Origin of the sequence: Paraglaciecola mesophila KMM 241 (assembly GCF_000315015.1) — a bacterium.
Lineage (GTDB): Bacteria > Pseudomonadota > Gammaproteobacteria > Enterobacterales > Alteromonadaceae > Paraglaciecola > Paraglaciecola mesophila.
The window spans coordinates 36369-49542 of sequence record NZ_BAEP01000080.1; the positions used below are offsets into that span (position 1 = coordinate 36369).

The following is a 13174-nucleotide window of genomic DNA, read 5'->3' on the forward strand; positions in this document are numbered from 1 at the left end:
TAAAAGTAGATGAATAAGGAACAAAAGTGGTTTATTGTTTGACTAACAGATGGCCAATAGCAGCTGAGTGATGTAACTGATTGGCTGTTTATAGGTGATTTGTTTTGCAGTGCCTTTTATTCAAATGGAGTGACGAATGCCAGAAAAAAAAGCGTTAGACACAAGAATTTACGTACTCGATACCAATATCCTCCTACACGAACCCCTCGCATTTCTATCTTTCAAAGAGCATGACGTAGTCGTCCCAATGACTGTCCTCGAAGAGCTTGACTATATCAAAGACAGTAAAAAAGATGTCGCCCGTGATGCTCGAGTTTCCATTCGCGCAATGGAAGACTTACTTCACGACGCCACGCCAGAGGAGTTAATGGCAGGCGTAAGCATGCAAGGAATTGGCGTAGGTGATAACGCGCCAACAGGCAGTTTGTCGATTTTTGTCGATCATGCATTGCCTGCGGATCAGCACGTGTTTACCAGTGATGAAAACGACAATCGTATTATTAACACTGCGCTGCATTTACAAGGGCAATGCAGCCCAAGGCTCGTTACCCTAGTAACCAAAGACATCAACATGCGGCTCAAAGCCAAAGGTGCTGGTCTAGCCCACGTTGAAGACTACCGAACAGATCAGCTAGTTAGTGACATCAAATACTTATCTAAAGGTTTTCATCGTTTTAATGGGGATTTTTGGAACGAAGTTACCGCAGTCGATAGCCGCTCAGAAGGTCGTGATACCATTCACACTCTCGCCCGAGAGGTGTTGCCAGAGGCCTATGTGAACGAGTATTTACTCGATGACACTGAACACTTCGCAGGTTTGGTTGAATCTGTGTCAGAAACGGAAATTGACGTACTCGATTTGGGCTACGAGCGCTTAATGGGCCGACGAGCTTGGGGAATTACCCCTAAGAATATCGGTCAAGCCATGGCGTTTCACTCTTTGCTGGACCCACATATAGATTTAGTGATTTTAACCGGCCCAGCAGGAAGTGGTAAAACAGGTATTACCGCAAGTTTTTTTTCAATATTTGTGCAGACCTACCTGAGAGCCTTGTATTTATTGGGACTACTATGTTCGTACTTCACCCTCAACCGAATTATTTTCTCTTTGACAGCTACGAGATGACAACAGAGAGCATTCACTAAAACCGATTAAGGATTTCACCTGTATGAGGCACAAAGAATAATTATAAGCCGAGGTAAATCTTAAATGACTACTCATAAAAGTAATTCTCAAAGAGGAATTAAAATGAAAAATCCAAGCGAGAATAAGAATCCAAGAATACTAGACACATCAGCATTGGTTCATGATCCCAAGAGCCTGCTTTCCTACAAAGATGATGTGTATATTTGTCTGACGGTGCTAGAAGAGTTAGATAATTTAAAAGAACGTAGGGAGAAGAGCGTTAGTGCTGACGCAAGAGTTGTTATCAGAATGCTTGAAGACATCATTAACGGACACAGCGCAGAGCAGATGGAGAAGGGCATTCCACTGCCCTCTAATGAGTCTGTCAAACGAGGGAAGCTATTTATTGGTATTGACACCAATTTAGATGTTCAAAGCGAATTAAAACAGGGAATTGGTAGCGACGCCGATAATCGTATTATCAACTACGCGCTGCATATGCAGAAGGTATTGGGACAGGAAGTCACACTAGTATCACGTGACATCAATATGCGACTCAAAGCGAGAACCATTGGTGTCGATGCAGAGGATGTACTTGTAGATCATCAAATATCTGACATCGATTTACTGTACACCGGAGTCCAGGCCTTCGAAGGCGATTTGTTTGATCGCGTTAAGTCAGACGATGGGTTTAAGCTTTCCGGTGAGGTTTATCAACTTGATAGAAACCTCTTTAATGAAGAGGTCCAATACAACATGTTTTGGTATGATGATGCGGGACACATTGGATTTGTTACAGAAGTAACAGACGAACATGTCTTCACAAAGTTGCTGCCCAGAAAACACAACAAAATCTGGGGGATAAGCCCCAAGAATTCGAGACAAGCCATTGCTGTGAGTCAATTAACTGACCCTCATTTTGATTTAAATATCATCCTTGGCCCTGCTGGCTCCGGAAAGACATTTTTGGCGGTAGCAGCTGCGTTGCACCAAGTTTTGGAGTTGAAACAGTATAAAAAAATCGTTGTTGTGAGGTCTCGCGACTTTATGGACGAAGACCCCGGCTTCCTTCCCGGAGACCTAAAAGAGAAGTCGATGCCTTTACTTGCAGGTATTACAGATGCCTTGATTTCAATGCATGCTGATGACGATCATGATGCAAATATTCATGCCACTGTGGAGCATATTATCGAACGAGCGAACATCGAATTCACCTCAATGGCATATTTCCGAGGCCGCTCTATCGACGATGCCGTTTTAATAATTGACGAAGCTCAGAATATGACTCGTGCACAGATGAAAGGGATGCTTAGCCGAGGAGGGAAAAACTGCCGCACAATCCTGCTTGGCAACTTAGCTCAGATTGACGACAAGTTTGTAACACCTGCATCTAGCGGAGCTACAGCGGCAGTCAACGTATATCGTAATTATGATAAGGGCAGTGTTCTGATATTCGACGAAGTAGAACGAAGCTCGTTGGCGCAGTTTACAGAGCAGAATTTGTAATCAAGAAATAGGTAAGGCTCTTTTCAGAGCTTCTTTGTAACTTCGATCCTCTTCATCACTGAGTTCAGCGACGGAGGCTCTCGTAAACGATGAGACTGTTAGCTCTTCAAGAGGTATTTTGCACTGCGTGTGCAAAAACGAAAGTTGATTGATAGGAGATGTTGTTTTACCTGAGCCAGCGCCTGCTAAGGTAAGCGTGTTTCTTGAGCTAGAGAATTTAAGTTGTCTTTGTTCCTGATTCGGTTGCTTATTTTCCGGTAAATTCATCAGTACTTTGTCTGAAAATTCCTGGCTATCACGTTCATCGAAATTCTATGGTGTGTCTGGGACGATATACGAATCATGGATTTCGTATTTTGGGACTTCAGTGTAGACATGCTCAATGGTCGTCGTGAGTTCTTTGGGGCTTTGAAGTAGCCTGCTTTCTGACCTTTTCTAAGATAATGCTTTTTAAACGACACTGCCGTTTTCGAGTGACTTTTTTTGTTGAAAGGCTCAGTGATTTTAGTAAGTCTTTAACCTTTTTGTTCCAAGACATGATACTTCCTTTTTGTTACTACTAAAGTGGTGCCGAAACGGCTTGGAGGCTTTATTTTAATAGTTCTCATCAGGATTTCGAGAGTCCGCTGTTGCTGTATTAATCATACTTTTCCTTGCTACTTATACACTGCCAAATTGGCTCTTCATCTTCCCACCAGACCAAGCTCACAAACTGGTCGTCATGGTAATGAAAGGCATGTTCGTAAACCGTCGCATCATCTGCCCAACCTTCACGGCACCATACATTGCCATCTACTTCACCGGGGCCAGTACTTACGCCGTTGACAATCAAGTCATAGATCTTTGAACCATCAGGAACTCTATCTCTTGGGTAAAAGCATCCAGGTAATTGACTGTTTTTATCAAACAGATACCTGCTTCCGTCTTTGCGGTATATGACAAAGCATCCCATATGGTGATCACTTTTGACCACGCGACGTAAGGTCATCATGAAGCTAGTGTCGAAAGTGGTTTTAACGGAACTCATCAAGTCTAGATTGAAACGACTTCCTGTCAGATGTTCCTTTAACAAATAGGAGGGAACCAATAGCTCGGACGCGTAGCTATTGGCCACATTTTCACGATTGCGTGATATTCCACTGGGGTTTTCCATATCTTTGTGGGTACATAAGTTGCCTACTTTTCCGCGATCTTTAAACCAATGGCCCAGCTCATGGCCGACAGAAAACCGTTTTCTTGGCGCGTCGCTTCCAGAGTTTACAGTAATCGTCGCTCTGTCACCTGCACCAATTATCATTGCTTCACAGCCGTTGAGTGGTTTCTCTAGAACAATAGCTTGTTGTTCAAATGCTATAGCTTCTATATCTATTTCTTTTGCATCTGATATCGCAAATTCGTCAATATATAACGATTCGACAAAATCCTTAATCGCCTTTATCGTCAACGTCGATCACTCCCATAGCTACAAGGTTTGCGATTATTTGATTCGCATCTTCATCCGTGAATTCTTTACCTTCTCTATGCGCGACAGTAAGGTTTTCTGGTAGCTTTCGCTGTTTGAGTAAATCAATCAGGATTGCTTTTGCGTCTTTCCCTTTTTTTGCTAAAAACGCTGCAACGTCCACGGAATCATGTTTTTTCTTCTCTAGCTCTAGTTTTGCTCTGGCATCTTTCAATCTATTCTTTTTAAGTTGTTGTTTGTGTTTTTTCACACTGTTTAAAAATTGAGATTGAGTGGTTTGAATTTCATCCGCAGTAATATTGAATTCAGCCATAAGCTCACTGACTGAAGCACTGGCAATTTTCTCGATCATGATATCGTCGAGTAAATTGTTCATCTGTTTGTTAGCCATCATCCAGTCTCCTTAAGGTATTTTTGTCCGTTCCTTACGATGCGCCTACGCGTTGTGTCATAGGCTTTTTCATCTCCAGCAAATACTGACTCTAAGATTTCCAATTTATTTTGACCTTCTTGTGTGGCTGCCAAAAAACGCATTGCTACATCATCATGGTTGAAGTTGTTGAGCAAAACACTCCAACGAGAATCAGTAGTGTCGTCATCCTCGATGTTTTGAATGTTGCCTGCTTCTTCATGTTCATCGAACGACTCAGAATGTTTGAAAATCTTTTCTTGATTTCGTTCAGCCATTCCAGAGCAGATACTTCTCATAACATTACAAATGGCTTTTGTAAGTGGCATATCTTTGGGGATGTGCCGATCATCATCAAGAATTCGCACTAATGCTTCGTTGAACACTTCTTCAGCTTTAATTGCGAGTCCAGATTTTCCTACGATGTGCTTCGATAAGATTACTGTTCTTGTAAGCACTTCATCAGTATTTGACTCAAGTGCCTTCAATATCTCATCGACCGTGTAGTAGTCGTAGTTCTTCATTTGCTACTCCCTTAGACGGACAAAAAATAATTTCTGGACATTGTCCAGTTTTTAAACTTAGTTCGGCCTCAATAGATATGGGGCAAAACTGCGTGGTTGGATGTTACCGAATTAATCAGGACAAAAGTAATTGTTCTTAACAATGTCCAGTTTTTGACCAATGCTCGGCCTTAAACAATAAGGCTGAGTTGAATAATTAGATGTTACCGAATTAGTGAGGATAAAAAAATATGCCAAACGCGAAGACACATATGTTGGTAGGAGCTGGAGTAGGTTTGACTGCTGCATTACGAGATAAAAAAAAGCATCCAGCCAGTCACAACGTTGTAGTTGCACCTGCTATAGGAGCCTTTATGGGAAGACTACCGGACATTTTAGAGCCTGCTTTGCATCCCAATCATCGACAGTTTCTCCACGGAATGACTGTGTTGACGTTGCTCACCGCCGGATTACTGAAAGCGTATCGGTGGTCGCCTGACGAGCCATTTGAAAAGTTTCTTCGGGGGCTCATGTTAATTGGTGGGGGAGCTTACCTTAGCCACTTAATTTGTGATGCATCAACACCGAAGGGCCTGCCATTAGTTGGTAAATTATGATGGAGGAAGGCTATGAGTTCACTATTTAACAATGCTCGGGCTCTAAGCGAGCAAAAGAAATCCATGTTGGTGGAGATGTTGGACTCAGTGTTCGACAATCTAGACCTGACTAAAACGCAGCGAGAGCGCATTGAAACGGCTTACAAGGCGGTCGGCAACTATTTAGCAAGTTGTGAACATCCGTTGCTGGAAGGAGCACAGATATACCCTCAGGGATCTATGCGACTTCGGACCACGAATAAGCCCTTGGGCCAAGAAGAGTTTGATGTCGATCTCATTCTGTTTTTGCCCAACGCTGCTTTTGCTACACGGGACGAAATCGTCAGCGTGGTCAAGCAGCATCTGTTAGACAACGAAGTATATAAAGAATTGGTAGAAGACCTACCCAGAGGATTACGCATTAACTATAAAGGTGATTATCACTTAGATATCACGCCTGCAAAAGCGTATGATCTACAGGGATTACAAGGGCATCCTTTATGGGTTGTCGATAAGCACACTGGTTTTAAAGAGTCGAACCCCGAGGGTATGGCCCAGGGATTTGATAAAGCCTGTTCCATGTTACCCGTGATACGCAAAGCGCACGTGTTTATGGAGGCATTGACCAACCGTTCTGTAACGGAATTGCCAGACCAGTTAAAGAAAAAGCCACTTAATCGGATTATTCAAATTTTAAAACGTCATCGCGATGTTTGGTCTCAACAAGACGGCAACATTCACGCTGATTTTCGCCCCATCTCTGTGGTTATTACAATGCTCGCCAGCCTGGCCTATGTTGAGGTTGTAAAGTCCGGTAAGGAGTACGACAACGAGTTTGATTTGATCTTAGACGTTATCGAGCTGATGCCGCATCACATTGAGAACAATTTTGATGAAGTGCTCATCACAAACCCGACAATGAAACCCGAAAACTATGCCGAGAAGTGGAATCGGGTTGAAGGACTAGAGGGGCAAAAATACCGCAACGCCTTTTATGCGTGGCATCGTGCCGCCGTTGACACGTTTGAGCATTTAGCGAGTGCAAACAATCAAGGTATAGACAATGTGTTCACTGCTTTGTCGGGGGCGTTTGGTGAACGGCCTGTCGTTGCCGCGAAGGACCGGATCATCGAAACGGTGAATGCGAATAGGAGCAATGGAAACTTAAGTGTCGCACTTGGGACTGGCGCAATAACAACAACCGTCGCCGGAAAGGCGAACGCTGCTTCACGTGTCGTCACCCCAGTGGTGAAAGTGAAAGGAAACCGATTCTATGGCGACTGACAGAGCGTTTTTAAAGCGTTTGGAAAACCCTGTGGTTGGAATACGCGACCAATATCTGGCTTTGAAGAAATATTGTCCGGGAACAGTTGAGATCCTAGACAATGATAAAACGGTACAGTGGGAAGGAACGCTACAGCCGACCCCGGTTTCAAGAGAGTATCAGGTGGTCATTCGATATACGCTCAGCCATCCTCCTGTTTGCGTTGTTAAATCCCCTGAGCTAACTGCTTTGGCTGAAGGCCAGAAAATACCTCACATCTACCAGAACCAAACGGGTATCAGAGGAATACATCTCTGCCTGTTTTTACCCGTTATCAAACAAAAAAACAAAGTCAGCGAATGGCAGTCCACCATGTTCTTGGCAGATACAATCTTGCCGTGGGCGTCGATGTGGTTGCTTTATTTTGAGTTTTGGCTGGCTTGCGGCAAGTGGGACGGTGGCGGTGTAGAGCATGATGAAAACGATGGGAGCGAGGAATGAAAAAAGCAATCAGTTATTTCATTGAAAAAGTCGCAGATTGGTTATTCAGAAGGCGGTCGTCTGCACTGATTGTTTTCAGAACTGGCGGTGCGCTTTTTTCCATGACTCTGATTGGAAGCTGGGCGGTATCGTTTTCTTACTCAGATGCCGCGAGAACGCTGGTATTTGGTTATCAATCATCAAGCACGACACAAATCATCCTTAATATCGGTTTTGTTGTCGGAATTTTACTAACGGCCTTAGGGGCTGTGTGGGAGTATCAGCGTTATCGGGATGAAAAGAAACGGAATGAGAAAAAGAAGACCGTCGTTATTGAGCAACGAGGGTTGGTCGATACGTCTGATTCTCCGCTGAGTGAATTCATCAAAAATGAATGCACATGGCAAGTCGATTCACTCGTCCAAGAGATACGTGAACGGGTTACTGAGAACGTGATCAGTAGACCTGATTTGGCGTTAGCCAAGGTTAATAATCTAAAGATGAGCCTTGCTGAAAAAACGGCTCAGTTGGCAGCCTCAGATATCTCTATTGCTTACGGTGGTGTACTTCCGGTTCCCTTTGCATTTTATACTGGCTACCTGCTGGATGATGAAAGTCGAATCACACTGCATGACTGGGACCGAGATATTGGGGACTGGCGTGATTTAGATGAAATTGATGATGGTGAAGAATTCATTGTCGAACAATCGTCAGCAATCGGCAAGTCAGTCGTGCTGGCCGTTTCAGTGTCTTATCCCGTTGATAGACTGTCTATTGCCAGCGTTTTCGCTGGTCTACCAGTCCATTATCTATCTTTACCAACACTCGACAGAAACAACCACTGGTCAAAAGCAAAACAAGATCGTCTTAGCGGAGAGTTCTTTGAATATTGCAAGACGCTGCTAGGACTGGGCGTTGAGCATATCCATCTTGTACTAGCCTCGCAAAATAGCATTGCCTTCAGATTCGGCCAATCTTATGACAAGCGGAATCTGCCAAGCGTTTCTGTGTACCAGTATGAACGACACCAAGCGACGAGATACCCGTGGTGCGTTCATATACCGCATGAAGATGGAAAGAACGTTGAAGTTATTCAAACCAAATTCAAGCAGGTTGCTTGATGTTATACCAAAAGAAGGAGTCAATTATGACTAATAAGAAATAAAGCTCATCCACGTTGGCATCATTGGCTTCGTCTATTTTGACTGGCAGTGGCTCATCACAAATCCAGAAAACCTTAGCTGGTTATGTTCTAAGTCAAGCCAGCTCCTCAGATCAGGCTGGAGCTGAAATGGAAGGGGTAGCCTCTGCTGTTATGCAAAGTGACAAGTACAGTGATACGACCAAGTCTGTGGCTGCGTCTTTATTATCTCAGTCAAATCGCTGCGAGCCTTCATATACTTTCTAAGTTCGCTTTAAAAAGCTGTTAAGGCATTTAACAAAAAATTTTTAAGAGGCTAGTTAAGCTTCTACCGCAATAAATCAACCCCAAAGGTCTTAACCACCAGAGCGAAGAGCCAAAAGAAAATGACAGTGATCACAGCACAGATAATCAGTGAGAACCAGAAGCTAAACTTTTGTAGCAACGTCGGAAATAACAAAAACATCGGAAGTGTTGGCACTACATACCAGAACGTATACCAGGCGTGATTGGCTATTTTTTCTATTGGTTGTTTCTCAACGTGAAGCCAAATCATTGTAAGAATAGTGACAAGGGGCAATGCCACTATTAGCGCCCCTAGTTTGTCACTTTTTTTTGCGATTTCTGATGCAGCCGCCACAATTGTTGCGGTGATCAGATATTTGGTTATCAGCCATCCCATAATATGCCTTTTTATTGTTAGTTACAAAAACCTATTGCCTATCGGTTTTTATTCTGCCACTATAATACCCATTATGTGAAGAGAAATATGTCATGCAATTAGGTGAATTGGAAAAACTAGTGCTGCAATACCTGTGGTCAGAAAAAGAGGCTGATGCAAAACAAGTTCATAGTGTACTTGGTCAGACTAGGGGGAATTCACTGAATACTATCCAAAGTACGTTGGATAGACTGTTTAAAAAAGGGTTGTTAAGTCGAACTAAACAAGGCCATGCCCATTTATATCGCACCAAGGTTAATCGGGAAGCCTTACTTGCCAAATTAATCACCAATGTCACCAGTGATTTTGTTGAGCAAGGTGAACATAGTCTGATTGCGGCCTTTAGTTCAGCTTCTGCAAATCTGGATGATGCTCAATTAGACAAGCTGGAACAGCTCATAGAGCAACAACGCAAACTGCGCAGAGGGTAACCATAAATATGTTAGTGGGAAGTTTGGCTATTACTCTGAATCTAATGAGTGTGGCGTTGCTGGCATTTTTTATTGGCGTGGTGGTGCTGTCAGTATCGGCTCCCTTGTGTTTCTCAAAACTGAGCCATTTCACTTTCCGTATCCGCAAGTTAGCCCTCTGGTTGCTGGCCACGGGACCTTGGTGGATAGGGGCAATTTGTGTCGCAATATTTTGGCCTCGGGTAGAAGGTGGGTTGTTTGCATCTTGGATTGCAAACTTCGCTCACTGGCATCATGCAGATTTGTTCACGTTTACTAGCTGGCATGGTTTGACATTGTTAGTGTGCAGCTTAATTTTGACTTGGATGTTGGTTGTTATTGTTATCCAAAGCCGAAAAAAATCACTTTCCATGGACAACTTGCTTGAGCTTTGTGACACCAATGAAATGCCCAATCACAATAGTCACCAGGTTTATTCCCTCCAGTTAACTATTCCGACAGCGTTTACATCTGGGCTACTGTCACCGAAGGTTTACTTAACCACCGCCTTGCAAAAACAAGTGGATCAGCAAGCACTAGATATTATCATCCAGCACGAACTTGCTCATGTGCGAGCTTATGATCCTTTGTTTAAAATGATCTTTGCACTGTTTTGCCGTTTTTACCCAAAGTCCGTCAATAATATTTTAATGCAGCACTACAGCCTTTTAACAGAACAGATGGCTGATCATGCCGTTACACATTTTCATGACAGTCTGAATGTAGCACAAACTTTAATAAACGTGGCTAAGTTGCAGCAAAAACTCCCTATCAATTGCGATGGCATGCAACTCAGTTACTTTGCCAATGAACAAATTAGCCAGCGGGTCTACAGGCTAGTTTCGCCATTAGAAAAAACACCGGTGTTGGCATTGGTTGTTGCAATAGCCGCATTCATTGGTGCGCCATTATTCGCGGTCTCTACCGTCGATAGTTTCCACCACTTTATTGAAACTTTTTTCACCCACTAAATAAGGATAGGGCATGAAGCTATTTTTTCGAATCAGCGCACCTGAAAAACCGATCGCCAGTCGGTTTTGTACGGGTTTGCTGAGTCTCTCCCTGGTACTTTCAGCTTCTGCTGAAGTTATCCCTGGATCAGGCCCGGTATTAACCTTGTCGCAAGCTGTTTCCCTAACGTTGCAACAACACCCTGAAATTAATGCCTTTGTGCCTAGATATCGCATGCAGAAAGGTTTGGTTCAACAAGCCAGTGTAGGAAAACGTCCGCAGGTTGGGCTTATGATAGAAGATGCGCTGGGTAATGGCGATCATAGTGCGTTGCGCAGTATGCAATCGACTTTGACATTTACTTGGATGCTACAGCAGAAACAGATTGATAGTCGTATCGCCGCAGTAAAATCTCAGACTGGCCAACTTGATGTAGAGCAGCGGGTAGCCTCTTTGGACTTGGCCGCGCATACCGCCAAAAAATTCATTCAAATACTGATAAAAGATGAGCGATTAAAGCTCAATAGAATCGCCCTGCAACAGGCACAGGATGTACACAGTGCCATAAGTAAGCGGGTTGACGCGGGTAAAAGCTCCAATGTTGAAAAATTACAAGCCGAAGCTGAACAGGTGCGCCGTGAACTTGCCATTGAGGATTTAGAACATGAATTAACAGCCAGTTATTATCAATTGACGTCAATGTGGGGGGAGGCTGGTAAAGCCTATCAAGTGAGCGGTAATTTGCTGGCATTGCCCGCTAACCCGTCTGTGGAATCGCAATTAGATAAGCTGAAGAATCAGCCTCTACTGGCCAAGTTTGCTACGCAGCGACGTATTGCTCAGTCGCAAATAGAGGTAGCTCGCATAGAGGCTAAGCCGCAATGGCAATTGTCAGCCGGTGTGCGCCGGTACGAAGCGACGGATGATTTCGGCCTAGTTGCCGGGATCTCAATCCCATGGGGAAATAACAACCGCAACGCTGGCAAGATTGCCGCATTACAAGCACACCAAGAAGTATTAGCTGATGAAGCCAGTGCTTTGTTACAAAAGCTAGACGCACAACTTTACGTGCTGCTTCAGGAAATGGGGCATTCACGACATGTTATCGACACCATACAGCAACGTATTATACCGCTGTTAGAAAATGCCTTGTCAGATGCGTCTAGTGCCTTCGACATCGGCAAGCTTAATTATACCCAGTGGAACAATGTTCGACAGGAATTGCTGACAGCTAAGTCGCGATTATTAGACGCATATGAAAGTTTGCACCTGCAACATATTGAAATTCAACGCCTGACTGGCTCGTCCATTTCCCAATGAGAAATTTTATGAAGAACAAAAATATCATCTCAATATTAATAACTATTTTGCTAGGGCTGACATGCTTTATCTCACCTGTGGTTCTAGCGGAACCTGCTCCTGCGGAGGAGCAGGTAGAGCCTGAAAAAGGATCTCACAATGGTCGAATTTTGCGCGACGGTGAGTTTGCCATAGAACTGGCTATCTTTGAAACCGGCGTGCCGCCTGAGTTTCGTGTATGGGTAATGGATAAAGGGCAACCGATATCACCAGATAAAGTTGAGCTTAATATCAAGCTCACCCGTCTTGGAGGCGTTGTGGATGACATCCAATTTAATCAGCAAGACGGATTTCTGCGCGGTGATATGGTGATTTACGAGCCGCATTCCTTTGTGGTAACGATTACCGCTAAACATCAGGGCAAAACTCACCACTGGAAATACAACAACTTTGAAGGACGTACCACCATTGAGCAGGCAGTTGCCGATGCGATGGAGATTAAAACTGAAGTCGCCAGTCATGTCATGCTTCACCAAACGTTCCCTGTTTATGGCAGGTTAATGCTGCCACCAGGTGCAAATCGCATCGTTGCGGCGAGGTTTGATGGAGAAATCAAACAACTGCATGTCAAGCAAGGCGATAACGTCAAAAAGGGGCAGTTATTGTTAACCGTCGAAAGTAATGAGAGTTTGAAATCTTTTCAGATCACAGCACCAGTGGAGGGCATCATCACTGCACAGCAGGCGAATGCCGGTGAGCAAACTGCAGGGCGAACGTTGCTAACGATTAGTAACCCTTCTACCTACATAGCGCAATTGGCAGTCTACCCCAATGATTACGCAAAAGTAGCAATAGGAACACCGGTTACTATGAGCATTGATGGGAGCGCCAGCGAATTCACTGGTAATGTGGCCTATATCGAACCTTCGGTGCGTGATGATCAAGCCAGATTGGTCTGGGTGTATGTTGATAATGAAAAAAGACAGTTATCCACCGGCAGTTTTGTTAAGGCGGAAATTGAATTCGCTACCATTAATGTGCCCTTAGCAGTCAAGCGTGCCGGCTTACAAGCCTTTCGGGATTTTACCGTAGTGTACGCCAAGGTAGATAAGCAATACGAAGTACGGATGCTGGAATTAGGCCGTCAGGATAAAGTGTGGGTAGAAGTCTTAGGTGGGCTGGAGCCTGGCACCGAGTACGTGAGCGAAAATAGTTACATTCTTAAAGCCGACATTGAAAAGTCTGGCGCATCCCACGACCACTAGGA

15 protein-coding genes and 1 pseudogene are annotated in these 13174 nt (G+C 44.0%); 11 read left to right on the forward strand and 5 right to left on the reverse strand.

Annotated elements, in window-relative coordinates:
• Positions 1-136: 136 nt before the first annotated feature.
• Together GMES_RS20465 and GMES_RS20470 are read left to right on the forward strand one after the other, a co-directional pair.
• Positions 137-1000: pseudogene (locus GMES_RS20465) on the forward strand (PIN domain-containing protein); the annotation flags it as partial.
• Positions 1001-1249: 249 nt separating this feature from the next.
• Entirely contained in the window at positions 1250-2632 is a 1383-nt protein-coding gene (locus tag GMES_RS20470; RefSeq protein ID WP_006994730.1) for a PhoH family protein, read from the forward strand.
• Here the strand turns inward: GMES_RS20470 and GMES_RS20475 are convergent, their stop codons facing one another.
• The 4 genes from GMES_RS20475 to GMES_RS20490 all read right to left on the reverse strand — a co-directional run bounded on the left by GMES_RS20475 (position 2633) and on the right by GMES_RS20490 (position 5027).
• Positions 2633-2899 carry a UvrD-helicase domain-containing protein gene (locus tag GMES_RS20475; protein ID WP_006994731.1) on the reverse strand — a complete coding sequence of 89 codons (267 nt, stop codon included), beginning with the start codon at positions 2897-2899 and terminating at the stop codon, positions 2633-2635. It lies immediately after the preceding gene.
• 370 nt (positions 2900-3269) lie between these two features.
• Entirely contained in the window at positions 3270-4076 is an 807-nt protein-coding gene (locus GMES_RS20480; protein WP_006994732.1) for an ImmA/IrrE family metallo-endopeptidase, read from the reverse strand.
• Positions 4057-4488, reverse strand: a complete 432-nt coding sequence (locus tag GMES_RS20485) for a hypothetical protein (RefSeq protein WP_006994733.1) — start codon at positions 4486-4488, stop codon at positions 4057-4059. Before GMES_RS20485 ends, GMES_RS20480 begins: the two co-directional genes overlap by 20 nt.
• Positions 4485-5027 (reverse strand): hypothetical protein, encoded by a 543-nt coding sequence (locus GMES_RS20490; RefSeq protein ID WP_006994734.1) that lies wholly within the window; start codon positions 5025-5027, stop codon positions 4485-4487. The genes GMES_RS20485 and GMES_RS20490 overlap by 4 nt, the downstream gene beginning before the upstream one ends.
• Before the next feature lie 251 nt (positions 5028-5278).
• Here GMES_RS20490 and GMES_RS20495 point away from each other — a divergent pair, with 251 nt between their 5' ends.
• From GMES_RS20495 to GMES_RS20515, 5 genes are read left to right on the forward strand one after another with little or no spacing between them, the layout of a single operon-like run.
• Positions 5279-5623, forward strand: coding sequence for a metal-dependent hydrolase (locus tag GMES_RS20495; protein ID WP_337907641.1), 345 nt, complete (start codon positions 5279-5281; stop codon positions 5621-5623).
• Between the two features lie 12 nt (positions 5624-5635).
• Positions 5636-6886 carry a nucleotidyltransferase domain-containing protein gene (locus GMES_RS20500; protein ID WP_006994735.1) on the forward strand — a complete coding sequence of 417 codons (1251 nt, stop codon included), beginning with the start codon at positions 5636-5638 and terminating at the stop codon, positions 6884-6886.
• Positions 6876-7367 (forward strand): type II CBASS E2 protein, encoded by a 492-nt coding sequence (locus tag GMES_RS20505; RefSeq protein WP_006994736.1) that lies wholly within the window; start codon positions 6876-6878, stop codon positions 7365-7367. The genes GMES_RS20500 and GMES_RS20505 overlap by 11 nt, the downstream gene beginning before the upstream one ends.
• The gene (locus GMES_RS20510) at positions 7364-8467 is read left to right on the forward strand and encodes an SAVED domain-containing protein (protein ID WP_006994737.1); all 1104 of its coding nucleotides are present in this window, start codon (positions 7364-7366) and stop codon (positions 8465-8467) included. Before GMES_RS20505 ends, GMES_RS20510 begins: the two co-directional genes overlap by 4 nt.
• A 56-nt stretch (positions 8468-8523) precedes the next feature.
• Entirely contained in the window at positions 8524-8754 is a 231-nt protein-coding gene (locus GMES_RS20515) for a hypothetical protein (protein ID WP_226990352.1), read from the forward strand.
• A 61-nt stretch (positions 8755-8815) separates the two neighbouring features.
• On the opposite strand, the gene GMES_RS20520 is transcribed toward GMES_RS20515, so the two are convergent.
• Positions 8816-9169, reverse strand: a complete 354-nt coding sequence (locus GMES_RS20520; RefSeq protein WP_006994739.1) for a DUF3147 family protein — start codon at positions 9167-9169, stop codon at positions 8816-8818.
• Between the two features lie 92 nt (positions 9170-9261).
• Between GMES_RS20520 and GMES_RS20525 the strand changes: the two genes are divergently transcribed.
• Genes GMES_RS20525 through GMES_RS20540 form a run of 4 tightly spaced genes read left to right on the forward strand, consistent with a single transcriptional unit; the run spans position 9262 to position 13172 of the window.
• Positions 9262-9639 (forward strand): BlaI/MecI/CopY family transcriptional regulator, encoded by a 378-nt coding sequence (locus tag GMES_RS20525; RefSeq protein WP_006994740.1) that lies wholly within the window; start codon positions 9262-9264, stop codon positions 9637-9639.
• An 8-nt stretch (positions 9640-9647) separates the two neighbouring features.
• Positions 9648-10628, forward strand: a complete 981-nt coding sequence (locus tag GMES_RS20530; RefSeq protein ID WP_006994741.1) for a M56 family metallopeptidase — start codon at positions 9648-9650, stop codon at positions 10626-10628.
• Between the two features lie 13 nt (positions 10629-10641).
• Complete coding sequence (locus tag GMES_RS20535) at positions 10642-11928, forward strand: TolC family protein (RefSeq protein WP_006994742.1); 1287 nt, start codon at positions 10642-10644, stop codon at positions 11926-11928.
• Positions 11929-11936: 8 nt separating this feature from the next.
• Complete coding sequence (locus GMES_RS20540) at positions 11937-13172, forward strand: efflux RND transporter periplasmic adaptor subunit (RefSeq protein ID WP_006994743.1); 1236 nt, start codon at positions 11937-11939, stop codon at positions 13170-13172.
• The last annotated feature ends 2 nt before the right edge of the window (positions 13173-13174 follow it).